The 22819-nt window shown below is 40.3% G+C and carries 26 protein-coding genes; 7 read left to right on the forward strand and 19 right to left on the reverse strand.

Features of this window, described 5'->3' with window-relative positions:
* Together spoIIP and gpr are read right to left on the reverse strand one after the other, a co-directional pair.
* The gene (spoIIP, locus tag MHI18_RS06090) at positions 1 to 1197 is read right to left on the reverse strand and encodes a stage II sporulation protein P (protein WP_340846497.1); all 1197 of its coding nucleotides are present in this window, start codon (positions 1195 to 1197) and stop codon (positions 1 to 3) included.
* 76 nt (positions 1198 to 1273) lie between these two features.
* Positions 1274 to 2392, reverse strand: coding sequence for a GPR endopeptidase (gene gpr, locus MHI18_RS06095; protein WP_340846498.1), 1119 nt, complete (start codon positions 2390 to 2392; stop codon positions 1274 to 1276).
* Between the two features lie 255 nt (positions 2393 to 2647).
* Between gpr and rpsT the strand changes: the two genes are divergently transcribed.
* Entirely contained in the window at positions 2648 to 2914 is a 267-nt protein-coding gene (gene rpsT / locus MHI18_RS06100) for a 30S ribosomal protein S20 (protein WP_040373863.1), read from the forward strand.
* 93 nt (positions 2915 to 3007) lie between these two features.
* Here rpsT and holA read toward each other — a convergent pair whose 3' ends face one another.
* Positions 3008 to 4021, reverse strand: a complete 1014-nt coding sequence (holA, locus tag MHI18_RS06105; RefSeq protein WP_340846499.1) for a DNA polymerase III subunit delta — start codon at positions 4019 to 4021, stop codon at positions 3008 to 3010.
* A gap of 424 nt (positions 4022 to 4445) precedes the next feature.
* Between holA and MHI18_RS06110 the strand changes: the two genes are divergently transcribed.
* A complete protein-coding gene (locus tag MHI18_RS06110; RefSeq protein WP_040373865.1) occupies positions 4446 to 4580 on the forward strand; it encodes a YqzM family protein in 135 nt (44 codons plus the stop codon).
* 120 nt (positions 4581 to 4700) lie between these two features.
* On the opposite strand, the gene MHI18_RS06115 is transcribed toward MHI18_RS06110, so the two are convergent.
* The 3 genes from MHI18_RS06115 to MHI18_RS06125 form a co-directional block, all read right to left on the reverse strand.
* Positions 4701 to 7001, reverse strand: a complete 2301-nt coding sequence (locus tag MHI18_RS06115) for a DNA internalization-related competence protein ComEC/Rec2 (protein WP_340846500.1) — start codon at positions 6999 to 7001, stop codon at positions 4701 to 4703.
* A 14-nt stretch (positions 7002 to 7015) separates the two neighbouring features.
* A complete protein-coding gene (locus MHI18_RS06120; protein ID WP_340846501.1) occupies positions 7016 to 7576 on the reverse strand; it encodes a ComE operon protein 2 in 561 nt (186 codons plus the stop codon).
* Positions 7577 to 7649: 73 nt separating this feature from the next.
* On the reverse strand, positions 7650 to 8270 hold the full coding sequence (locus MHI18_RS06125) for a helix-hairpin-helix domain-containing protein (RefSeq protein WP_340846503.1): 621 nt from the start codon (positions 8268 to 8270) through the stop codon (positions 7650 to 7652).
* An 87-nt stretch (positions 8271 to 8357) separates the two neighbouring features.
* Here MHI18_RS06125 and comER point away from each other — a divergent pair, with 87 nt between their 5' ends.
* Entirely contained in the window at positions 8358 to 9185 is an 828-nt protein-coding gene (comER, locus tag MHI18_RS06130; RefSeq protein WP_340846504.1) for a late competence protein ComER, read from the forward strand.
* An 824-nt stretch (positions 9186 to 10009) separates the two neighbouring features.
* Here comER and MHI18_RS06135 read toward each other — a convergent pair.
* Genes MHI18_RS06135 through MHI18_RS06170 form a run of 8 tightly spaced genes read right to left on the reverse strand, consistent with a single transcriptional unit; the run spans position 10010 to position 15018 of the window.
* On the reverse strand, positions 10010 to 10756 hold the full coding sequence (locus MHI18_RS06135; protein WP_340846505.1) for a class I SAM-dependent DNA methyltransferase: 747 nt from the start codon (positions 10754 to 10756) through the stop codon (positions 10010 to 10012).
* A complete protein-coding gene (rsfS, locus tag MHI18_RS06140) occupies positions 10753 to 11106 on the reverse strand; it encodes a ribosome silencing factor (protein WP_040373871.1) in 354 nt (117 codons plus the stop codon). Before rsfS ends, MHI18_RS06135 begins: the two co-directional genes overlap by 4 nt.
* Positions 11103 to 11678, reverse strand: a complete 576-nt coding sequence (gene yqeK, locus MHI18_RS06145; protein WP_340846506.1) for a bis(5'-nucleosyl)-tetraphosphatase (symmetrical) YqeK — start codon at positions 11676 to 11678, stop codon at positions 11103 to 11105. The genes rsfS and yqeK overlap by 4 nt, the downstream gene beginning before the upstream one ends.
* Positions 11668 to 12237 carry a nicotinate-nucleotide adenylyltransferase gene (locus MHI18_RS06150; protein ID WP_340846507.1) on the reverse strand — a complete coding sequence of 190 codons (570 nt, stop codon included), beginning with the start codon at positions 12235 to 12237 and terminating at the stop codon, positions 11668 to 11670. The genes yqeK and MHI18_RS06150 overlap by 11 nt, the downstream gene beginning before the upstream one ends.
* Before the next feature lie 10 nt (positions 12238 to 12247).
* Entirely contained in the window at positions 12248 to 12538 is a 291-nt protein-coding gene (gene yhbY / locus MHI18_RS06155) for a ribosome assembly RNA-binding protein YhbY (protein WP_340846508.1), read from the reverse strand.
* Positions 12532 to 13374, reverse strand: a complete 843-nt coding sequence (gene aroE, locus MHI18_RS06160; RefSeq protein ID WP_340846509.1) for a shikimate dehydrogenase — start codon at positions 13372 to 13374, stop codon at positions 12532 to 12534. Before aroE ends, yhbY begins: the two co-directional genes overlap by 7 nt.
* A gap of 16 nt (positions 13375 to 13390) precedes the next feature.
* Entirely contained in the window at positions 13391 to 14500 is a 1110-nt protein-coding gene (yqeH, locus tag MHI18_RS06165) for a ribosome biogenesis GTPase YqeH (RefSeq protein WP_445669954.1), read from the reverse strand.
* Positions 14497 to 15018 carry a YqeG family HAD IIIA-type phosphatase gene (locus MHI18_RS06170; protein WP_340847594.1) on the reverse strand — a complete coding sequence of 174 codons (522 nt, stop codon included), beginning with the start codon at positions 15016 to 15018 and terminating at the stop codon, positions 14497 to 14499. The genes yqeH and MHI18_RS06170 overlap by 4 nt, the downstream gene beginning before the upstream one ends.
* 456 nt (positions 15019 to 15474) lie before the next feature.
* Here MHI18_RS06170 and MHI18_RS06175 point away from each other — a divergent pair, with 456 nt between their 5' ends.
* Positions 15475 to 15615, forward strand: a complete 141-nt coding sequence (locus MHI18_RS06175; RefSeq protein ID WP_340846511.1) for a sporulation histidine kinase inhibitor Sda — start codon at positions 15475 to 15477, stop codon at positions 15613 to 15615.
* A 44-nt stretch (positions 15616 to 15659) separates the two neighbouring features.
* Here MHI18_RS06175 and MHI18_RS06180 read toward each other — a convergent pair whose 3' ends face one another.
* A complete protein-coding gene (locus MHI18_RS06180) occupies positions 15660 to 16439 on the reverse strand; it encodes a phosphatidylserine decarboxylase (protein ID WP_340846512.1) in 780 nt (259 codons plus the stop codon).
* A 122-nt stretch (positions 16440 to 16561) separates the two neighbouring features.
* On the opposite strand from MHI18_RS06180, the gene pssA reads away from it, so the two are divergent.
* Positions 16562 to 17098, forward strand: a complete 537-nt coding sequence (gene pssA, locus MHI18_RS06185; protein WP_340846513.1) for a CDP-diacylglycerol--serine O-phosphatidyltransferase — start codon at positions 16562 to 16564, stop codon at positions 17096 to 17098.
* Between the two features lie 49 nt (positions 17099 to 17147).
* Here pssA and MHI18_RS06190 read toward each other — a convergent pair whose 3' ends face one another.
* Positions 17148 to 18944: a M3 family oligoendopeptidase gene (locus MHI18_RS06190; RefSeq protein ID WP_340846514.1), complete on the reverse strand. Its 1797-nt coding sequence runs from the start codon at positions 18942 to 18944 to the stop codon at positions 17148 to 17150.
* A gap of 465 nt (positions 18945 to 19409) precedes the next feature.
* On the opposite strand from MHI18_RS06190, the gene MHI18_RS06195 reads away from it, so the two are divergent.
* Together MHI18_RS06195 and MHI18_RS06200 are read left to right on the forward strand one after the other, a co-directional pair.
* Positions 19410 to 19793: a hypothetical protein gene (locus MHI18_RS06195; RefSeq protein WP_340847661.1), complete on the forward strand. Its 384-nt coding sequence runs from the start codon at positions 19410 to 19412 to the stop codon at positions 19791 to 19793.
* A 131-nt stretch (positions 19794 to 19924) separates the two neighbouring features.
* Entirely contained in the window at positions 19925 to 20215 is a 291-nt protein-coding gene (locus MHI18_RS06200; protein ID WP_340846515.1) for a TIGR04104 family putative zinc finger protein, read from the forward strand.
* 70 nt (positions 20216 to 20285) lie between these two features.
* On the opposite strand, the gene sigK is transcribed toward MHI18_RS06200, so the two are convergent.
* The 3 genes from sigK to MHI18_RS06215 all read right to left on the reverse strand — a co-directional run bounded on the left by sigK (position 20286) and on the right by MHI18_RS06215 (position 21881).
* Complete coding sequence (gene sigK, locus MHI18_RS06205; RefSeq protein WP_340846516.1) at positions 20286 to 21002, reverse strand: RNA polymerase sporulation sigma factor SigK; 717 nt, start codon at positions 21000 to 21002, stop codon at positions 20286 to 20288.
* Between the two features lie 478 nt (positions 21003 to 21480).
* Complete coding sequence (locus MHI18_RS06210; RefSeq protein ID WP_340846517.1) at positions 21481 to 21618, reverse strand: YrzI family small protein; 138 nt, start codon at positions 21616 to 21618, stop codon at positions 21481 to 21483.
* 125 nt (positions 21619 to 21743) lie between these two features.
* Positions 21744 to 21881, reverse strand: a complete 138-nt coding sequence (locus MHI18_RS06215) for a YrzI family small protein (RefSeq protein WP_340846518.1) — start codon at positions 21879 to 21881, stop codon at positions 21744 to 21746.
* Between the last annotated feature and the right edge of the window lie 938 nt (positions 21882 to 22819).

Raw genomic sequence — 22819 nt, forward strand, 5'->3', positions numbered from 1 at the left:
TTATTCAGAAGACGTTTCAGCTGGTTTACTAACTTCTTGAGCATTCCAGTAGATTTCACTAAAGACATCGGCAAATGCATCGGTTGTTAGAAACATTTCCTCGAAAGTATTATCCACCCCGCCAATCTCAATCAACATAGCGTTTCCAGACAAATCTTGATTGTAGATTCCATTTTGCCCTGATTTCTTTTGTAGACTGATTCCCCACGAAAGACCAGGATATTTTTTTTCCATCGCTTTATGCATTTTCCCAGCTAATTCCGCATTCTTTTCGTAATTCGTATTCTTTCCTCCAATGACAAACGCTATACGTGCATACGTTTTTCCGTTAATCACACGCGTTGTGTCTTTTTTACGTTTTGAATCCCGGTGAATGTCGATCAAATATTGGATATCCTGGTTTGCTGCCATTGCCGTCTTTACAGCAGTTCGTGATTCCAAATAAGATTTTCCATAGGTTAGCCCTTTTTTATTCATTTGCCCCTGAATATCTGTTTTATTTAAGGATGCCCCAATCCCTTTTTCCTCAAGATCCTTTTGAAGCTGGGCGCCTAGCTTGGTCACATTGATTTTGGAATGGTAAGCTTGATTCGGATTCGTGACACCTTTTAAGTAAGGTAAATACGATTCTCGATTATGTGTGTGATAAATCTCAACCACTTTTCTGCCTTCGGTTGTCAGACTTGGCTGCTTGGAAGGTGTTTGATCCGGTTCTGCAATGGTGTCGACATTCTGTAGAGCAGCTTCCCTTTCTTCATTTAATACATCAAGAGGCGGTGCAGATTCATAAGGCATGTTCGTATAATTCGCATCTTTACCGGCGACAAGAATTTGATTATCAAAAATCGAAAAACCAGGCAGCTCCCTTCCCAGCAAGCTTCGTGGATCATCAAGTGAAATATTGGTTGAAGCTTTAAGGATTTGTTTACCGAGTCCCGTATCAGCTTGTCCACCTGGAAGTGCGTGATTAAAATAGTGATTTTCATTGGCGATTAACGAAAATAAAACCTTGCCGGAAAATTGGTTGGTTACAGTATTCACTGATTCTGATGAAAGACGATATTCTGGACGTAAGGACGTTAACAGACCACTGACTGCAAAAAACAGCAGAAGTGTAGCTAGAATGGCAAGAAGCCCTTTTATAATGGTTGATATATGGATGACGGCGACGAAATCTGCAGGCCGGTTTCTTTTCATTCCTTCCACCCTTTCAGTAACTTGTCTAGTAATTCATATGACTTTACTAGAAAGAGTAGAACCCAAAATCACAAACTCAACGTGTATAGTAACCGGTATTTTCCTGATTAACTGCATCGTGTAATGCCGCGTTTATCCCATTTGCCAATAGATTAGCCATATCTTCAACAAACACATCCACTTCCTTGGGCGTGACCATTAAATTATGACCGATTGGTGATAACACTTCATAGATCAGCTTCTTTTTTTCATCGTCTGCCAGCGTTCCAACAATGCCCATAAAGGTTTGTCGATGCTGCTCATCAGGCAAATCCTCTTCTGCTAATTTTTTTCGTTTACCGAGTGTAAATCCTGCAGGGGTCAAGGCTCTTGACGGACTTTGACTAGCTTTCATTTCACTGCCAAAATGTTTAAGAATATAATCAATGGTGTCACTTGTAATAGAGACGGCATCCACCACCGTTGGAACACCTATCGCAATAACTGGAACCCCTAGTGTTTCTTGACTTAATTCCTTCCGTTTATTACCCACACCTGAACCAGGATGAATTCCAGTATCAGTAATCTGAATGGTCGAGTTGACTCGATCGATAGATGCCGCTGCCAATGCATCAATGACTAAGACAAAATCCGGCTTACTCTTTTCAATCACTCCTTTAATAATATCGCTGGTCTCTATCCCCGTAATGCCCATTACACCAGGAGCAATGCCGCTAACAGGCCGATACCCTTCTTTCACCGATTCTGGCTGCAACTCAAACAAATGTCTGGTGATAACCAAGTTTTCAACCACAGCTGGACCTAAGGCATCAGGAGTGACATTCCAATTACCAAGCCCCACTACTAAACAACTACTCGCTTTTTCCACTTGCACCTCTTTTAAGAAATTGGCTAGTTCTTGGGCGAACACCTTTTCAACAACCATTTGAAGATCTGTATCCTGTTGACGAATTCCCTGAACTTCTAAAGTAAGATACCTTCCCGCTTTTTTCCCAACTACTTCTTCTCCGTCCTTATCTATTTCAACTAAACTAATTTTTAAGTCATCAACATTCCGTTCTTTGATTACGACACCGTTTAAATGCGAAATATTATCTTCCCCAGCTACCCCTTTTTCACCAAGTACTAACTCTCTTGCTTCAATGGCTAAGTCGGTCCGAACCCCGTAATTCCGTAAATCTAGTTTTTTTTCCACCGCTGCTCACACCTCACATAAAATAGTTGCAATTGTTTTTCTTTAACATTTTGCCGATATTTCTTTTTTATTATTCATAACTCTGGTACAATACCTTTAACGAGATATAGCTTAGATGAGACATAATTCTTTTCGATTCTGATTCAGATATTGCATTATATAACAGTGTCTGATAAAATATAATTTGTGCTATTTAGTATAGATTTGAAAAGTCGGGACCATTTAATCTCGATTTCTATGTAGGAGGTGAACGGAATGCCAAACATTAAATCTGCTATCAAACGCGTGAAAACTAACGATTCACGTCGTCTACGTAACGCAAATGTTAAATCTAATGTTCGTACATCTGTTAAAGTTGCTGAAACTGCATTGGCTGGCGACAACGCTGCTACTGCTAAAGAAGCTTTATTAACAGCTGCTAAGAAATTAGACAAAGCTGCATCTAAAGGACTTATCCATAAAAATGCGGCAGCCCGTAAAAAATCTCGTTTAACTAAGAGACTTAATTCATTAAACGCTTAATTTTTAATGAGTTCAAATTAACGATCCATTCGGGTCGTTTTTTTTGTATGCAAAAAGGCGTTGGAACACTTCCAACGCCTCTTTTTTATGTCTTTATCTCATTTTCATCAACAATAATTCAAGTGCAATTGCTTTTTCAATTTGACCCGTTTTCATCTTGTAATCCGCTTCCGCAAGATCATTAATAATCGCTAACAGTTCACGTTCATCGAATTTCCCATTTTTCTGAAAGGCCAGTTTCACTCGATAAGGATGTATTTTTAAGGCAGAGGCAATTTTTTGCTGACTATAGCCTTGCTTTGAAAGTCCCTTCACCTGGTACATTAAACGGACTTGACTAGCAATGACACCCAAAATCTTAATCGGTTCTTCATTCTGCCGCAACAATTCATGATAAATAGTCAAAGCAGGTTCGATGTTACGCTGTAAAAGATGATCAACCAGTGTAAAAACATTCTGCTCAAGCGATTTTGCCACAAGCTTTTCAACTGTTTCTACATCAATTGTTCGTTCTTCCTCCACATACAAAATCATCTTATCCATTTCATTTGCCAGCATCATTAAGTTAGTCCCTGCAAGCTCAAGTAACATTTCAATTGCAGAATCATCCATTTCAACTTGTGCTGCAGCGGCTCTTTCTCTAGTCCAGGTCTTCAAGTCGTGTTCCGAAAGCTTCTTTGCCTCAAAAAGAGCTGCATTCCGTTTTAATTCCTTCGTTATCTTTTTCCGTTCATCCAACTTTTCATACGGAGCGACTAAAACAATAATAGAAAAAGGAGCAGGATCAGCCAAATATTGTTCAAGTTTTTTTACGTTATGCTCTACTTTTGACTTATTTTTCTCCGCAGTTAAAAAAAATGGATTCATCAAGAATACCAAACGCCGCTCCCCAATAAACGGCATCGTTTCCGCATCTTCCAAAGCCGTTTCAATTGGGGTCTCTTCCAAATCAAATTGAGCAAAATTAAAATCCAACTCATCTTCGCTCAATGCATGCTCAATTAATAGCTGCTTCGTCTCATTGATTAAATAACTCTCATTGCCAAGCAACAAATAAACAGGGGCAAACTGTTTTCTCTTTATATCTTTCCAAACATCCAATACCAAAATAATTCCGCCTCTTTTTATGTATTCTTATCCCTTTATGGTATAGATGCAAAAGCGATTTGACAACCCTTTAAGTAAGAATAAAAAACGGCAGAATAAGGGAATCGGTCAGCATTGGCACCGATTCCCAATCTATATGAACGCTGTAAGCAAGTCCCTAGGTTTAACTTCCTAAACAGCGGTTATAGTACCGAACATGGACCGACAGTCGACTGACTGAAATAATGTTCTTTTTAGATTGGAACGGTGCGCCGTACAATTATTTTAGCCCCGTACGTCCAAAGTATTTGTGTTAACTCTTGGGAACAAAAAAAGCTGGTCGAATTGGTAAGTTTCAACATATTTTTACAGGCAGTGGTTTGGGAGCGGTAGATTTTTTTCTAGGTATCGCTTATACTATTAAGTGAAATAGGAGGGGTATATTATGAATGAATTTGAAAAAAATGTACAAACAAAGCGGAATGACGTTGGCGACTCAGCAGTAGGCTTTATTGCTTCTTTCGTATTTTTTGCACTCTTGTTCACGATTGCTGTTGCTGTACAAGTAATTGGCTCTTAATTAGTCGTATACATAGACTAAAAAATACGACCTGCTTGATAAGTTGACTGGGATAAACTTTCTAGCTTGGAGGCTGCAGATGCAGTCTCTTTTATTTTTCTCGTTTCTGATACTGACATCCTATGGCAGTTGTGTTGAAAAGGTTCCAGTACTTTTTTTAAAACGATACGTAATTGCCCCATGGCTGTCAGTGCGAAATATTTTCACACCGTTCTTATTAAAGACATCAATGACCTCCTGGTGGGGATGACCATAGCGATTATTCTTTCCAGCTGATATAACACCCACTTTAGGCAATATTGTTGCCACCAATTCTTCTGAAGATGCCGTCTTACTTCCATGATGACCCGCTTTCAGAACATCTGCCCGAAGCGTTGGATAGGTAGCAACAAGCTCCGGTTCTCCCTCCATGCCAAAATCTCCTGTAAACAACCATGTTAATCCACCCATTTTTGCATACAAGACAATCGAAGCATCATTGGTATTCTCTTCTTTCTTATACGGATGAAGCACATGAAAATTCACCCCGCCAGCTTCCCATTTATCTCCCCGCTGAAGCGTCTGAATGGGAATACCTTTTAATTTCGCTACTTCCACAAAGTCCTTATCCATATAATCACTTTCACTTTCTCTCCCGATTACAATACTTTTCACAGGTATATGTTGAAGAACCTCCTTCGCACTTCCAATATGATCCGCATCTGGATGGGTCAAAATTAACTTATCAAGATGATGAATGCCTTTACTTTTTAACAATGGAATAATTATATCTTCAGCTGTATTATACGTTTTACGCCGCTCCATCCACGCTTCCTGGTTAAATTCAATACTGCCTCCAGTATCAATTAAGTAATTACCACGGTTATAGGGAAGTTTAATAAAGATACAATCACCTTGACCAATATCCACAAACAGAATTTCACCAAATGGTGATAACTTTTGAATATTGTATTGGAAGACGAGGAGTGAAATAAGTAAGTACCGAGCTGTTTTACTGTACTTTGACTCTGTATCCCAACAGATGAACAACCCAAAAACCGCGACTACAAGAAGCAGTAAAACCCAAAAAGCTGGCTTTCCGAATGTCACGGAAGCAAGCGGAATATGGACAACCAGATCTGCTATTCGATTGCACAGCAAAAATGTACCGTTTAACATATACAAGAAAGGGTCAGCAAGCGCCGTCGACACTAAATGTAATAAGAGTACAACGATCGAAAATGGCAGCAAAATGCTTGAATAGATGGGGACAAATAAAACGTTCAGAAAGATCCCAAGCAGCGATACCTCATAAAAATAATAAAGGAGGATGGGTAATGCAGCCAACTGACAAATCACACTAATCACTAGCAGCTGCATAAGCTTATTCGAATAGCGTTGAATCACACCGCCTGACATGATAATAGAAAAAGCTACGGAAAAAGAAAGCTCAAAACCAATGTTATAAAGAAAGTTAGGGTTATATAAAAGGAGGAGTAAGTAGATCGACGCGATGATTTCACCTGCAGATAGACGTTTTTTACTAAGTGAAGCAGCAAAAAACAGCATGGCCATAAAACACGATCTAAGAACAGAGGGACTTGCACCCGAAAGAATGATATAAATAGGCAGAAGTAAGAGCATACTGAGCGTCATCCGCTCTCGAGTCACCCCTATACGGATACCCAGATAAAATATAAATCCAGCAAGGAAACTGACATGAAGCCCGGAAATAGCGAGCAGATGCACAAGGCCCAGTCGCTGATAGGTAACCAACTCATCTTCATCAATCCACCTCTGGTCACCAAATAACAAGGCGTTCACAAATCCACTTGATTCTTTTGGAAAATGATCATTCACATAAAAAACAGCCTCACTTCTAAAATCACGAATGCTCTGTACAAACGTTTGTTTTTCCACACTGCATGTAGGTAACGAAAGCGTGTCAGCTTTAAAAATCCAAAAAATCGAGTGTAATTCGAGGTATCGATTATAATTAAACCCATTTGGATTACGTCTTCCCTCCGGTTCAGCAAGACTTCCCGATATTGGACAGGAGACTCCGATTTTTAAACCAGTTTGCAGCTGAACTTTCTCTTGTTCCGACTTAATTTTATATTGCAGCATCAGCTGTTCACCTGCTACGGTATCGACCTTTCCCCTTAAGATATTTCCATCAATATCAGGCAGTTCTGTAAAATAAATAATCTGCTGTGTCTCAGCTCCTGTGAATGTCGTAACATTTCGATGATTATTCCAAGAAGCAACTAGTACGAAAATGATAAAAATGAGGAAATAATAGAAGAGATGCTTCGTTCGTTGAGTAAAAAGGAGGAAAAGAAAATAGAGGACGATACATGTAATAGACTTCCAGCCTGGAAAAGAGATTACCGCCACGCCTAACGTGGCGGAAAATGCAGCTATAGTAAGCGATTTGGCCATTTAGACCTCCTATCTTATTCGTGAGAAAATAACTGTTCTGCTTGCTCTTTAAGGGCATTAATTTTCTCTTGATCCCCTTTTTCCGCGAGTTCTTCCAGCAATTGATGAATAAAATCCTGTTTTTCTTCACGTTGAAGATCAATAATATTTTTCGTATGCACTTGTTTGACTTTAACGCCTGCCTGAGCAAATAATTCCATTGCATAAGGATGATTTTTATAATCAACAGCGTAATAAACAGCCTTAACCCCTGCTTGAATTAACGACTTACAACACTGCAAACACGGGAAGTGAGTTACATAAATCGTTGAACCTTCCGTCGGGACACCAAACTTAGCACATTGGATAATCGCATTCATCTCGGCATGAATCGTCCGGACACAATGATTGTCGATTACATAGCAGCCATCATCGATACAATGTGTACCACCGGCAATAGACCCGTTATAGCCTCCAGCAATAATTCGGTTATCCCTTACAATCGTTGCCCCTACCGTCAAACGTGTACATGTGCTTCGTAATGCTAATAAATGGCTTTGCGCCATGAAATATTGGTCCCAGCTAATTCGGTTCATGTTGTTCTCCCCTTTACAAAGTAAACTGATTTTCCTCCATTTTACCTTGTCCCTTCTCTTTTGGGTAGAGCAGTTACTTAATCGTAATCGAATCCTGCAGCTTTTCAAAGGTCTTGTCCCCAATACCAGAAACCTTTTTTAAATCTTCTATTGATTGAAAAGGACTTTTTTCTCGGTATTCTATAATCGCAGCTGCCTTAGAAGGACCCACTCCTGTCAAGGTCATGAGCTCGGTTTCTGTTGCAGTGTTTAGATTGATCATACCACCATCCTTATCTCCCCCTGCCGGTCCGCTTACTGTAGCTGCAGCATCCTGTGGGAGAGTCTCTGTTTCCTCGCCAACTTTCGGTACATAAATCACCATCTGATCCTTGACCAACTGAGCAAGATTCACCTTATCTCGATCTGCATCAGGATGAAATCCCCCAGCATCATCAATTAAATCGATTACCCTATCTCCTTCATCAGCAATAAAGACACCTGGCAACTCTACGGCTCCTTTGACATCAATTTTAATAATTAATGGTTTAACTTCCTCAGCTGGACTTTCCACTTGCTCCACTACAGGACTTGCCGCAAAAAGCGGTTCCTCTGTAATAGAAGGATCTGATTGTTGGTAGAAGAAATAACCCGTAACAGCAGCCAAACCTGCTACAATGCCAGCAATGACTTTCTTATTTTGTAAAATATCCATCTCTTAACCTCCATAGATATAACATAATTACAGCATTTGTTTCATATTTTTAGGTGAAGTACCGCTGAACTGAAAGGGGTGGAAAGCTTGAAAATTGGAGTAATCGGAACAGGGAATATGGGGTCAATTTTACTCGAGGCTTTTCTTGAAGCTGATTTAGTGGAAGAAAAAGATATTTGGGTCACCAATCGAACACCTAAAAAGGCTCTAGCCTTACAGAATAAATATCCAGACATACATGTTACCTACACAGCAGAGGAACTCGCCCAAACCGCAGACTTACTTTTCATTTGTGTAAAACCATTAGATTCAAATAGCGTCCTCACAGGAATTAAGCCTTACTTAACACAGAAAAAATGCATCGTCAGCATTACCAGTCCAATATCTGTTAAACAGCTAGAATCACAAATATCCTGTTCCTGCGCTCGTTTTATACCCAGCATCACAAATCGTGCACTGTCCGGCGTATCATTACTAAGCTTCGGTGAATCGTGCAGTACAGAATGGGAGCAAACAATTACTGAATTAGCACAAGGAATCTCAACACCTGTACTCATCGAAAACGAGGTAACGCGCGCAGCATCTGATATTGTTAGCTGCGGACCAGCCTTTATCAGCTTCCTCGCCCAAGCATTCATAGACGGAGCCGTTCAAACAACACCGATCGATAAAAAAACAGCCACACTGCTTACAGAAAAAATGCTGATTGGAATGGGGGACTTACTGCAGAAAGGAATCTACACACTCCCTGCGCTGCAAGAAAAGGTCTGTGTCAAAGGCGGAATAACCGGTGAAGGAATAAAAGTACTCGAAGCACAAACAGGGGACATGTTCAATCAACTATTCGAAGCTACCCAGGAGAAGTTTGCAGAAGACCTTGAGGAAATTGAAAAACAATTCGACCTCAAGTACTAATAAAGATTCGCAAGTAAAGGCAGAAATTCCTGCCTCCACTTGCGAATTTTTTTAATAAATTTTTAGGTTACCTCAGCTGTCCTTAGATTTTCTTGGGGGGTATTTCTCTTGTTTTCGCCGTTAATCCCGTCTGGCAAGTTCATATTCCGTCTGAAAGACAGGTATTCCCGTCTAGGCACTATTTTCAGGCCAAAAATACCCAGCGGGGTATGGTAGTTTTGATCTTTTTGAAAATGTGTCGCCATTAGTTGTTGCCCTCCACTTTGAAAAGGTCTCTCTGATTAAAAGTCCACTTTAATTACATTTTTTTAAAAACCCAGCTGATCTTGAATTTTCTTGGGGGGTATTTCTCCTGTTTTCGCCGTTAATCCCGTTTGGCAAGCTCATATTCCCGTCTGAGGATTGCTTATTCCCGTCTAGACTTGAGCTATTCCCGTCTGAGAGATAGGTATTCCCGTCTAGGCACTATTTTCAGGCCAAAAATACCCAGCGGGGTATGCGAGTTTTGATCTTTTTGAAAATGTGTCGCCATTTGTTGATTTTTCTTCCGTGTCCCATCTAGGATATTTAATCCCAACCAAAAAAGGTTTTCTCATCTAGCAAAGCGAACTAGTTTAAAAGGATTAATTCGGGTATGGAGGAATGGTTATGTGGGTATTTTTAAGCGTGACCGGGGGCTGGGCTGCTTTTAGCTTTGCCTAGTCTTATTTATGGTTCAAGAAAGCCGTCTGATGATACCGAGATAGAGATGGATACGTTGAGCAATGAGAAAACTCCACAAAAAAAGGGCTGAATAGTTTCCTATTCGGCCCTTTTTGCTTAATTTATTTTTTTCTTGAGACAAATAGAATGCGCTCGGTTTCTGCATGAATCGGTTCATCCTCAAGATCAGATAGAAGTTCAAGCACCTCAAAACCGGCTGCTTCTAGTAAGGCGCGGTAATGTGAGTGTTGATAGGTCCGTTGATAATGGAATTCATCAAAACGGTCGTACATCCCGCTTTCCTCATCACGAATGAAAAAGCTGAGTTCATGTTCAACACTGTGTTCGGCTTCACCAGGGAAGCATTCCCAAATATACGATACGTCTTCATCTGATAAGGCAAAGGTTTGATTGGCAAAGACCTTTTCCATTTTGTAAACAGAGTGGACATCGAAGAGGAATAGTCCGTCTTCGCGGAGATGGGTATAAACTCCAGCAAACGTTTTGGAGATATCCTCTTCTTCGCGAAGGTAGTTAAGCGAATCACAAAATAATGTGACTGTGTCATAGGTGCCTAGGCCTTCAAGTTCAGCCATGTTCTGCTGAAAGAATGAGAGGGAAAGTCCCGCATTAGCAGCCTTGTCATTTGCCATTGAAAGCATTTCTTCAGACAAGTCTACCCCAGCAACGGTAAAGCCGTGCTTTGCAAGTTCAACAGTGAATTCTCCCGTCCCACAGGCCAAGTCGAGCACGTGTTTGCCATCGACGTTATATTGCTCCATTTTTGCAAGTAGCAATTCGAGCCACTTCTCATATGGAGCATCCTTCATCAAGTCATCGTAGACATAGGCAAACCGTTCATAACTCATAAATTCATGTCACTCAAATCTTCTATTGGTGCGTCGCCCCAAAGGCGTTCAAGCTTATAATAGCCTCTTTCATCACGGTGGAATACATGAGCAATAACATCGCCAAGGTCAACAAGGATCCATTTCGCTTCATCAAAGCCTTCCATCCGTTTAACTGTAACGCCGTTTTCTTCAGCCTTACTTTTCAGTTCGCGGGCAATTGCCTGCACTTGTTTATCGGAGTTACCGTGACAGATTAAGAAATAATCAGATATCAACGAAATCCCCTTCATATTTAGTACAACAATTTCCTCAGCACGTTTATCATCAGCAGCTTTTACTGCGGTTACAAGTAGTTCACGTTCAGTCATTCAATCTTCTCCTTAGTCTTCATGATTAAATCGTTATAAGAATGGAATGTATCAGGATAGACAGCCTGTTTCTTTTTCATTAGAAAAACGATCGTGTTACGCATGGCTTCAATAACTGCTTGGTTTAGGCTAATTTTAGCTGTTTCTCGTACTTCTTCAACCCCGGGAAACAATCGGCCAGGCTCAATATAGTCAGCCAAGTAAATAATCTTATCAAGCAGTGTCATACCGACTCTGCCTGAAGTATGGTAACGAATAGCATCTAGAATCTCCGTATTGGTTATTCCGGCTTCTTTTTCCACAAGGTAGGCTCCGACCGGCGCATGCCAAAGCTCGCTATGAAAATCGAGCAGTGTTGAAGCCATACCTTGTGAAACGATGATTTCGCGCATTTCCTCTTTAGGACGAAATTTAGCATAATCATGGAAAATGGCAGCAAGCTCTGCCTTTTTAACATCTGCGCCGTAACGATTTGCTAATTCAATCGCTGATTCAGTCACGCCAAGCGTATGCTGATAACGACGCTCAGTCAATTGTTTTTCCACCAATTCCAAAGCTACCTCACGATTCATACAAACCATTCTCCTTTATATACTCCCGCACATTGTCCGGAAGCAGATATTTGGTGGTCTGGCCCGCTTTGATCCGTTTCCTAATCATCGATGAAGATAAATGCAATTCAGGCATCTCTACCATCGTAATCGGATAGCGGGTCGATTCCTCATACCCTGGCCGTTTGACTCCCACAAAGGAAATCAATGTCATCAATTCATCGACGCCGTGCCAGTTAGGCAAATATGCAATCATATCTGCACCAATGATAAAATAAAATTCGACCTCAGGCTCGCGATGTTTTAATAGTTTTACCGTATCGAGGGTGAATGATGTCCCTTCACGCTCAATTTCTATATCTTCTACAAAAAAGCCCGGATGACCACTAATGGCATTTTCCAGCATTGACAGCCTGTCCAAATTGGAGACCTGCTGTGTCTTCTGTTTATGCGGAGGAACATGATTGGGCATGAACCTAATTTCATCGAGGTTTAATGCATCCAGGACTTCATTCGCAACGATTAGATGGCCGATATGGGGCGGATCAAACGTCCCCCCTAGGATACCTACCCTTTTCATAGGCAACTCCTTATGGTAATTTAATTTGTTTATTTTCTTTTGATTCTTTATATAAAACGACCGTTAGACCGATTAACTGAACCAATTCAGCCTTAGCTCCCTTAGCGAGTGCTATAGCAACCTCTTTTTTATCATCTTCGCAGTTGTTCAAAATGCTGACTTTCAATAATTCGCGAGCTTCCAGCGCTTCACGAATTTGTTTGATTAAGTTGTCATTAACGCCGCCTTTTCCTACTTGGAAAATTGCATTTAAATCATGAGCATTTGCTCGTAAAAACCGTTTTTGTTTACCAGTTAACATGTGGAGCCTCCTAATTTGTTCAAAACAATTTCTTTCATTCTTTGTGTATCCGGGAATATTCCCGTCCACAACTGAAAAGCAAGCGCAGCTTGATTAACTAACATATCAACGCCGTTCTGTATTTCAGCGCCATTCGCTTTCGCTTGTATCAATAATTGGGTTTCGAGCGGGTTGTAAATAACATCACTAACAAAGGCATCATGCCTCAAACGTTTGCTGTCCAGCGGCATCGCATTCGTATCAGGGCTCATTCCAGATGAAGTCGTCTGAATGATTAAATCATATTCACCCAGGGACTGCTCCGCTTCTGACATTGTTAGAGCAGATGATTGTTTGGGATAAGGACAGTCAGCAATCAGCAATTCAGCACGAGCAAGCGTCCGATTAGCGATATCCACATTCGATACCCCTTCTTTCACCAACGTAAAATAAATGGCTCTTGCCGCTCCCCCTGCACCAATAATCAAGGTTTTTTTCGACGTTAACTCGATCCCTATTCTCTCAACGAGCGAGCGATAAAAGCCTTCACCATCTGTATTATACCCTATATATCGCCCATTCTTATAAATAACCGTATTAACAGCCCCAATTGCTCTTGCAAGATCGTCCACTTCATCAAGAAGCGGAATGATGGCCGTTTTATGAGGAACCGTGACATTAAACCCGGAAACTCCAACCGCCTTCAATCCTTTAATAGCATCCGGCAAGTTTTCTGACAGTACATGAAAATGATGATATCGGGCAGCAATGTTCTCAACCTGAAAGGCATCATTATGGATTGCAGGGGACATGGAGTGCGCAATGGGATCACCAATAACACCGTAAATATGTTCCATTTCCCTTACCATCTCCTTAAATTAATGATTTACGAAGAATGACATTTACACCCTTCGGCACATAAGCAGCAACCTTAGCGCCTGGTTCATTAACAGTTACCCAGCCTAGGCCGGAGAACACGATATCCATCTTACCTTCTTTAATTGAAAATTCATGGCGAACCATCGTAGGAAACTCGTCCATTTGGTCACGGCGCGGCGGATATAACATCTCACCAGCATGATTTTTATAAAGCTCATCTGCTTTTTCAAGCTTTGTCCGGTGAATCCCTAATTCATTCGAGATATAACAAGTTAATGAGCGTCTTCCACCTGCTAGATAATCAAGACGAGCCAGTCCACCGAAGAAAAGGGTTTGTTCTTCATTTAGTTGATAAACTTTCGGTTTAATCTCTTTTTTCGGCGTAATCAGCTTTAGATCACGCTTATCAACAAAGTGAGCCATTTGGTGATGATTAATGATACCTGGTGTGTCGATCAGGGCAGTCCCATCATCAAGCGGAATCTCAATGATATCAAGTGTTGTTCCAGGGAAGTGAGAAGTAGTAATAATATCAGCTTCTCCACTCACTTCTTTTATTAAGCGGTTGATGAATGTTGACTTACCAACATTCGTACAGCCTACCACATATACATCTTTGTTTTTACGGTAGTTCTCAATTGCTTCAGCGGCCTCAGAAACGCCATTGCCTTTTTCAGCACTAACCAGCAGCACATCAATCGGGTTTAATCCCAATTCTCTCGCTGATTGCTTCATCCAATGAATTAATCGATTATGTTTAATTGATTTAGGCAGTAAATCGACTTTATTACCAATCAACAATACATCATTATTTCCTGCAAAACGGTTTAATCCAGGCAGCCAGCTGCCATTGAAATCAAAAATATCAACGATTTTAACAATCAATGAATCCGTTTCGCCCACTTTGTTAAGAATCTTTAAAAAGTCATCATCGGTTAACGATACGTCTTGGACTTCATTATAATGTTTCAGTCTAAAGCAACGCTGACAAATAATTGACTCTTTTTCTAATGCCGATGCCGGAGCATAACCTAAACCTTTCGGATCTTCGGTCTGCACATGTACACCACAGCCAATACATAAAATTTCTTCTTGGTTGCTCAATTGTTGTCCTCCCATTCTATCATTCCTTTACGCTTTAAATAACGTAAAATCCTTCGTTCAATTCTACGATTCATTTTCGTCCAAAATCCGTCCGTTTTAGCCACAGGGACTACCAAAATCGTATGATACCCCCCTCGATTTCCACCGAGTATATCTGTCAACAGCTGGTCACCAATAACCACTGTTTCCTCACGATTAATTCCCATTGCAGCTGCAGCACGGTGAAAAGCACGGCGAAAAGGTTTTCGAGCTTCGAAAATAAACGGGATCTGAAGAGGGTCAGCGAAGGACTTAACTCTTATTTCCTTATTATTAGAAACGATTGTCACTAAAATTCCCTGCGCACGCATTTCTTCGAACCAAATAATCAGTTCCGGAGTCGCTAACGGCCTGTCCCACTCAACAAGCGTATTATCAAGATCCGTTATAATCCCTTTAATCCCTTTAGCCTTTAATTCCTCAGGCTTTATATCAAAAATGCTCTTTGCATGTTCACTTGGCATAAATTGTTTAAACATGGACTCACCTCTCAATATTTCCGAGTATTTATCGTCTTCCATCATATCCAATTTTTCATCATTATTCAAAGAAAGTCCGGAAAATTGTCGTATTCTCATTATGTAGTTTCATACCTTGATACGGTAATTAGACCCACCAGAATATCATTTTCAGCAAAATTTAATGATACCATAAATAGTTCTTAATAGGGAAAAAGTTTCGACAAAAATCTGCATTTCTGTTGTTGTGGATAACTTTATACACATTATCCACCCTGATTGATATAGAAAATTACCATTTATAAACAACTTAACCACAAGTTATCCACGGGTGGATGTGGATAACCGGAACGATTGTTCTCCAGGATTAATTCTGATACAGTAAAGATACAACAAAGGGAACGTACCAATATATGCGACACATACAAGAATATTCCATAAATATATGGAGGTGAATCGCCGCTAGCGGCAGTCAAAATGAATAAACTATCTGACGATTTGTTGATTGAATCCTATGTCAAGGCCCAGAAACTAAAGCTAAGCATTGACTTTATCAGCTTAATTGAGATCGAAATTCGGAGAAGGTCTTTAACACATAAAATCAATGTGGGTTTTTAACCCTTAAACCTGGCCTGATATAATCAGGCCGATTTTTTTTGCCTTTACCTTATATGCCCCAGCGTTTGTCCAAGCCGTACTTCAGCAGGAAGTTGTAAGTCCTGAAGCGGTTCAAATGTTCCTTTTTCAAATAAAAGCACGACCGTTGAACCAAAGCTGAAATAGGCCATCTCCTGACCCTTTTCCAGTTCCTTCGCTTCCTCCGTAATAACGATCGAATTGATAAACATCGCACCGACTTTCACGACGGCAAGATGTCCATATTGATGCTGTATTTCCGTAATGTTTCGGTAATTTTTCGAAAGCGGCGCTTGTCCGTACTTCATGCCCAAACGATTAACGGGATAAGATTTTTGCCCAAGTACCCATCGATTATTAACCGTGCCAGTCACCGGGGAATGAATGCGGTGGTAGTGGCTCGGACTTAAATAAAGCACCATATATGTACCGCCAAGATACTTAGACAATGCCTTACTATTCCCTAGCATTTCCTCAATCGAATAAATTTTATCCTTCACAACAATTTGTTTATCAGCGTTAATCTCTCCCATGTCTTCGAATACACCGTCAACGGGGCTGACCACTGCAGAAGCATCCTCTGTGATTTGTCTCGCACCCTCTTTTAACGTACGAGTAAATAAATCATGCAGCGTATTAAAAGAAGCGATTTCTTCTTTGCTTTCCTCTTTATTTATCTTAAAAACTTTTACGAATGAAGGGATCAACGGTTTACTTAATTTAGAATCAGCAAACCTTTTTAATGCTCCTGAAGTCATTCGTCCATTCGTCAACTCAATAAAAAATCTATATAGAGATTGGTACAAACATCAACACCCCATCTGTAAAATTATTCAAATACCACTTGCATAATCTTTAATACGTAAAATATTATTATATAATATAGGTTTACTCAAAGTATAACTTGTTTCAAGAAAGGAGGGTACAATTGTTTAATCACGCACTTGATCAAACGGTTAAAAAACTGAAAGCCCAACTTGCAAATATACTTACCTTAGTCAATTTATCCCTTGGCGGATATGCAATTATAGCCATTATAAATAATCAATTAAACCTAGGTTTATTACTGATTTTTCTTGCAGCGCTTGCTGATCGTTTCGATGGAATAGCAGCCAGGAAATTTAACTGTGAATCAGAACTCGGAAAACAGCTCGATTCTATGAGTGATATCATATCCTTTGGTGTCGCTCCTGCCCTTCTATTATATCAAGGTCTCTTAGTACAATTTGGTGCTCCAGGTACCTTTTTTGCGGTGTTTTACATCAGCTGCGGTGCCTTCCGTTTAGCTAGATTTAATATCTCTGAGAACAATGGGTATTTCACCGGAATGCCCATTACAGTAGCAGGATGTTTAGCCACGTTCAGTTTTCTGTTTATCCCGCATGCCCACCCCATCTTCTTTCTTTGCCTGATCATTCTCTTGTCACTCTTAATGGTCAGTCCCTTTACCTTTAAAAAAGTATAAACAAGCAAAAGAGCCGCTGGTATCAAAACCAGCGGCCCTTTTCATGTTTTTATGCTTCCTTAACTAACGGATTCGTGATCTCTAAAAATTCCTCAATATCCTTCAGACACGTTGACACGGCATTCTCCCAGAACGTACGCCCTGTAAGATCCACGTCAAGGTGCTTAGCAGCAAGATCTTCGACATTCATCGAACCAGTATCCCGCAGCAGGGCCATATATTTTTCTTCAAAACCTTTCCCTTCTTGCAGAGCCTTTTCATATATGCCCAATGAGAATAAATAGCCAAATGTATATGGGAAGTTATAGAACGGCACATCAGAAATATAGAAATGAAGTTTCGATGACCAGAAGCCTGGATGATATTCACTAAGTGCTTCTCCATATGCCTCTTTTTGAGCATCCGTCATTATTTCATTTAGGCGGGCAACACTGACTACCCCTGTTTTTCTTTCTTCATAAAAACGGGTTTCGAATAAAAAGCGTGCATGAATATTCATTAGTAAAGCCACTGTCCGTTGAATTTTATCTTCAAGCAGTGCTAACTTCTCGCTTTCAGTTTCCGCTTCCTTTACCGATGCATCTGCAACAATCATTTCGGCAAATGTCGAAGCTGTTTCAGCAACATTCATTGCATAACCACTGTTTAATGGATGCGTTTCTTTCAGTGTATGAGAATGGAACGCGTGACCCAATTCATGTGCAAGTGTAGAAACATTTGATGGTGTTCCCGAATACGTCATGAAAATTCGTGACTGCCCGCTGATTGGGAAGCCCGTACAAAAACCGCCTGGTCTCTTATTCGGACGATCTTCTGCTTCAATCCAGCTGTCTTCAAAAGCCTTTTGCGTAAATGCAGCAAGCTCACTGCCGAATTTGCTAAATTGCTTAGTAATGAACTCAGCACCTTCTTGATAACTCATTGTGCTGGATTCCCCTGTTGTTGCAATTGGTGCATCCAAATCGGCCCAGCTTAAACGCTCTACTCCTAGTAATTCAGCTTTACGGTTTAGGAATTTAACCAGCGGCTCCTTATTATCTGCAATGACACCCCACATACTATCAAGCGTTTTTTTCTGCATACGATTGATTTCAAGCGGTTCAGCAAGTACATCTGTGCGGTCATGTTTTTCATAAACACTCAAGCGGAACCCTGCCAAGTGATTGAGAGCTTTGGCAAATAACTCACTCTTTTCACCCCATGCTTTTTCCCAAGCTGCGAAAATTTGTTTCCGAACTTTGGGATCAGCATCTGAGAATTTATTAGACGCCTGGCCCACTGAAAGCTCTTCCCCATTAAACGGAATTTTTATCGTTGCAACAATCGTATCGTACAACTGGCTCCAGCCATGATATCCATCTATTGCAAGTTGATTAATCAACGACTCTTCTTCCACAGACAACTTATTCTTCGCCTGATCACGGCGTTCAGTCAATATGTATGATAGCTCGTTCAACGGTTCAGTGTTTAAGAGATTTTGAAAAAACGACTCATCCAGCTGAACCAATTTTTCATCCATTTTTGTCAAGACATTCTCAAGTGCCGCATACCCAGTCGTTAGAGCAGCTTCCCACTCCCTAGCCTTTGTATCTGTCATATCCTGAGCACCTAAGCAACTCACAAACCCGCTTGCCTGTGAAAGAGCATTTCGAAGAGTAGAAAGAAGCTCCACAGCACTTATTAATAGCTGAGCATCTTTCTCCTCAGACTTCACCTGCCAGCTGTCAATCAGCCCATCAAACCCTGAGATGTCCTTTTCCACTTGATTCCAAAACTTTTCAAACTCCTGTGAGGAACTACCTCCCTCAAAAAAAACATCTAAATCCCACGTCAATGAATACGACATCTATGTACCCCCTTATTTCTACTTTCTTCTATTATATCTTTTTAGCGTGAATATTTCAAAAACTAATACTAATTCCCCATAATCATCAAATTTTTTGTCTATTTATTTATCTGTTGGTCACTTCTTTTTGATGCTATTCTATGAATACTCTTTACTGCCGGGAGGGATGGAATTGAATGCGTTGGCCAAAGTGATACTGGCTGTTTTTATTCTGTTTTCAGCGAGCCAATTATCCCTGCATGAAAAAAATTTCATGAAACCCATAGGGGTCGAAGATAACGAACCACTGACATCGGAATACATCATTCCTAGTATCCATACACCCACCGTACCGTCATGGAATATACACCCTCAGTTATTACCCGGACTTTTATTATTTTTCACCCTATCCTTGTCCAAGCAAACCAGACTCACGATAAACCGCTCCCCTGTCTTTCACCAGGCGAATTACGTTATCCACATCATTTGATTGGATTAAAAAATCTAACAATCAAAGGAGCAGATAACAATGTGGATGCGGTTTATAATGATTGGTACTTTCTCGCTCACGGCTGTCTATTTAATGACCTACCAAGTGATTTTTATCTATCACGCTGTAATCAATATGATGCGTGGACAATGAAAAAGGGAGGCCGAGATTTCTCGGTCTCCTTTTTAAAATGGTATAATTTTGATATAAGAAGAGATCAGATGGAAGAGCAAAATGAGAAACTAAAAAATCCCCTTACACAGTGGGGACCTTATGAGGCATTCTGTTATGACCTATATTTAAATCTGACCAGAAGGCAAAGACGCCCAAAGCAAACAACTAGTGATGAAAGTAAAAATACGCAGATAAAGACTTATTAACAATCCCGGAGATGGCCGAGTACCTAGGAATCTCGTCAGCTGAAAAATTCAAGGAAACCATTAGGTCATCTGAAGGTGATCCCCATGCCATGCCCCGCCAAGGGATTGATTTAAGTTAGGAGGTTCAATCTATGCAGAAATGTATACAATGTCAAACCCCATTTAAATGGAGTACAGTCTATAAATCACTTTGGTTCGCGTACAGTCCTATTCATTGTAATAATTGTGGGACCAAACATACAATTACATTTACATCTAGAATTATAGCAACGATTATGCTTGTAGTTCTTCCACTCTTGTGGATGAATTACTCATTCAATGAAATGGCATTTGATGCAACAATTAGTTTTTCAGTACTCGTTTTACTTATCCTAGTAAGTTTATTTTCTCCGTTCTTGGTGCATTACAATTCAAAAACGTAAGGCTTGAGTTTGTACATATAACTGTGCAAAAAGCATGAGGCTGCTGCTCCTCATGCTTTTTGCATGTCTCTCAAGACTCCCGTTTTTTCTCTTTTTCGGCCCGGTAAAACTCATGGAACATCTTCATCAGGGCCCTCTTCTCAATCCGTGATACGTAGCTCCGTGAAATCCCTAATTCCTTAGCAATTTCACGCTGCGTCTTTTCTTTTTTAAGATCAAGTCCGAACCTGCCGACAATAACCTCTTTTTCCCGTTCATCTAAAATACCGATGAACTTTTTAACCTTTTCAATCTCCATATTTAGTTGAATGGTATCGATTACATCCTCCGACTCCGATTTAAGCACATCAATCAGACTGATTTCATTCCCTTCCTTATCTTGACCGATTGGATCATGCAGGGAAACATCTTTTTTGGTCTTCTTAGTGGCTCTTAGATGCATCAGAATCTCATTTTCAATACATCGTGCTGCATAGGTAGCAAGCTTTGTACCCTTGCCGTCACTATAGCTTTCAATTGCCTTTATCAACCCTATGGTTCCGATAGATATAAGGTCCTCCGTATCCTCCCCGGTATTATCAAACTTCTTAACAATGTGCGCAACTAGACGCAAATTATGTTCGATCAGGAGATTTCGTGCATGCTCATCCCCTTCACTCATCAGCTTTAAGTATTTCTTTTCATCCTGTGCTGATAACGGCTGGGGAAAGGCATTATTCTTAACATAGGATACTAATAAGTAGAACTCCTTAATTAAGTAACCAGCGGCTGCAAGTATTCCAGACATAGCTTCTACCTCCCGCTTTTTTGGAGTGCCCTTACCTTACCCTCATACCTATGCTGACTTAGGCTGGTTCGTGTCTGTACGATGAAAAAATCATTATAGTACAGAACATTTGGGCAGCCTTTTAAACACAAAAAAGCTCATACCTTTTGGCATGAGCTTTTTCTTATTACTTACTCCGCGTCAACCGCCACTTCAGAAGAAATGACAATACCAATTACCGTTGCTATAACCAGACCCATTACGATTGAAAACATATCCGACACTCCCCTTATTAGTTTCTTACTATTAAGGTATCATGTAGGAACAGTTTTCAACTGCTGTAGATTTGAACAATTTGCATCCAAAAAACGGCATTTTTGTGAAGAAAGTAACTCGTCGTTAGCCGGTATCCTTCTTAACCCAGATACAACCTCTTGCTTCTATTAGAAAAATCCATCCTGCCATCCTCATTTTAACTCCACCTTTCTCATAACCCGAATTAGAATTTCCGATGCATATAAACCGCATCAATATGTTTCTCACGTAAGCGATTTACTCGTTCTTCGTTTACATACTCTGCAAGTGTTTTCTTTCTTTTCTTAAACGTAATTGTAAAAAATAACATGTTAAAAGTCATGGATATTCACCTCCCTCAGCGAGGAGCAGTCACCACATTCACCGCTCCCAATGTAAAGCGTTTTGTCTTTAATACCTTGATAAATCCCATAATTTTCTCCTCCTTTTTAAGATATAAATACTTAATTAATAATTACGCTGCATGATAAATCGATCATGATGTGCTTGATATAGCTCACGCACTCGTTCTTCATGTAAATAAGCTTCCTTTGTTTTTTTATTCTTTTTGACGGTAATCGTTAAAAATAATATATTCAGAGTCATGGTATCACCTCCCTTCACTGATGCCCTAAAAAAGGACACAAAAAGGCCGCAGAATTATTCAAGCTTCTGCGGCAGACATAGAAAGGCCGCAGGAACTTAATTCTTCCTGCGGCCGGATTAATTGCATCATGAATTAATAGACATTACGCCTCAAATAAATTCTGCACCGTACAGGTCGAAAAGATATAGAGTTGAGCTGGCAACTGGAATTAACATAGTAGACAAAATCATTTTCCTCGACCTCCTTAGCAGTAATTTTTCCTTACTTGGTAAGTATATCCATTAACAACACTTTTGTAAACCCCAAATCGCACCCATTTTTTATTTTTCGTTATTTTACTGGCAGTTGTCCAAATAGGGTATCTTTCTCTTTTTCTTTCTTTTTGATTAGCTTTTTTCCGTTTAGTGACGCATTCTGGGCAAGACCTGTTGTTTTCTGATGGTGTTGGCCTGGCTGGAACCAGGATGAGCCTTACTATTTCACACATATTCGGACAGATTCGGCCCTTCGTATATGGAGGTAATCGATCCCGACCAATTCGCTGCTTGCAAAGCTTCTTCGATCTCCGGGGCTTATGAAAATAGGGTATCTTTCTCTTTTTCTTCTCTTTTGATCAGCTTTTTTCCGTTTAGTGACGTATTCTGGGCAAAACCCGCTGTTTTTTTGATGGTGTTGCCCGGCTGGAACCAGTCTGATCCTTACTATTTCACACATATTCGGCCAGATTCGGCCCTTTCTTCGATGTATTCGGCCCTTCTTCACAATTATTCGGCCCATCCTAGTATTTATTCGGCCCTTTCTCTTCATCATTCGGCCCTTCGTATATGAAGTAATCCACTGCCCGAAGCTGCTTCTTCGATCTCCGGGGCTTATGAAAATAGGGTATCTTTCTCTTTTTCTTCTCTTTTGATTAGCTTTTTTCCGTTTAGTGACGCAT

Source organism: Peribacillus sp. FSL H8-0477 (genome assembly GCF_038002765.1).
In the GTDB taxonomy this organism is placed as follows: Bacteria; Bacillota; Bacilli; order Bacillales; family DSM-1321; genus Peribacillus.

What these genes read in the sequence shown, in the direction of transcription:
- spoIIP (WP_340846497.1), bottom strand. Translation starts at nt 1,197, where the DNA reads ATGAAAAGAAACCGGCCTGCAGATTTCGTCGCCGTCATCCATATATCA.
- rpsT (WP_040373863.1), top strand. Translation starts at nt 2,648, where the DNA reads ATGCCAAACATTAAATCTGCTATCAAACGCGTGAAAACTAACGATTCA.
- MHI18_RS06110 (WP_040373865.1), top strand. Translation starts at nt 4,446, where the DNA reads ATGAATGAATTTGAAAAAAATGTACAAACAAAGCGGAATGACGTTGGC.
- MHI18_RS06115 (WP_340846500.1), bottom strand. Translation starts at nt 7,001, where the DNA reads ATGGCCAAATCGCTTACTATAGCTGCATTTTCCGCCACGTTAGGCGTG.
- MHI18_RS06120 (WP_340846501.1), bottom strand. Translation starts at nt 7,576, where the DNA reads ATGAACCGAATTAGCTGGGACCAATATTTCATGGCGCAAAGCCATTTA.
- MHI18_RS06125 (WP_340846503.1), bottom strand. Translation starts at nt 8,270, where the DNA reads ATGGATATTTTACAAAATAAGAAAGTCATTGCTGGCATTGTAGCAGGT.
- MHI18_RS06135 (WP_340846505.1), bottom strand. Translation starts at nt 10,756, where the DNA reads ATGAGTTATGAACGGTTTGCCTATGTCTACGATGACTTGATGAAGGAT.
- rsfS (WP_040373871.1), bottom strand. Translation starts at nt 11,106, where the DNA reads ATGACTGAACGTGAACTACTTGTAACCGCAGTAAAAGCTGCTGATGAT.
- yqeK (WP_340846506.1), bottom strand. Translation starts at nt 11,678, where the DNA reads ATGAATCGTGAGGTAGCTTTGGAATTGGTGGAAAAACAATTGACTGAG.
- MHI18_RS06150 (WP_340846507.1), bottom strand. Translation starts at nt 12,237, where the DNA reads ATGAAAAGGGTAGGTATCCTAGGGGGGACGTTTGATCCGCCCCATATC.
- yhbY (WP_340846508.1), bottom strand. Translation starts at nt 12,538, where the DNA reads ATGTTAACTGGTAAACAAAAACGGTTTTTACGAGCAAATGCTCATGAT.
- aroE (WP_340846509.1), bottom strand. Translation starts at nt 13,374, where the DNA reads ATGGAACATATTTACGGTGTTATTGGTGATCCCATTGCGCACTCCATG.
- MHI18_RS06170 (WP_340847594.1), bottom strand. Translation starts at nt 15,018, where the DNA reads ATGTTTAAACAATTTATGCCAAGTGAACATGCAAAGAGCATTTTTGAT.
- MHI18_RS06175 (WP_340846511.1), top strand. Translation starts at nt 15,475, where the DNA reads ATGAATAAACTATCTGACGATTTGTTGATTGAATCCTATGTCAAGGCC.
- MHI18_RS06190 (WP_340846514.1), bottom strand. Translation starts at nt 18,944, where the DNA reads ATGTCGTATTCATTGACGTGGGATTTAGATGTTTTTTTTGAGGGAGGT.
- MHI18_RS06200 (WP_340846515.1), top strand. Translation starts at nt 19,925, where the DNA reads ATGCAGAAATGTATACAATGTCAAACCCCATTTAAATGGAGTACAGTC.
- sigK (WP_340846516.1), bottom strand. Translation starts at nt 21,002, where the DNA reads ATGTCTGGAATACTTGCAGCCGCTGGTTACTTAATTAAGGAGTTCTAC.
- MHI18_RS06210 (WP_340846517.1), bottom strand. Translation starts at nt 21,618, where the DNA reads ATGACTTTTAACATGTTATTTTTTACAATTACGTTTAAGAAAAGAAAG.
- MHI18_RS06215 (WP_340846518.1), bottom strand. Translation starts at nt 21,881, where the DNA reads ATGACTCTGAATATATTATTTTTAACGATTACCGTCAAAAAGAATAAA.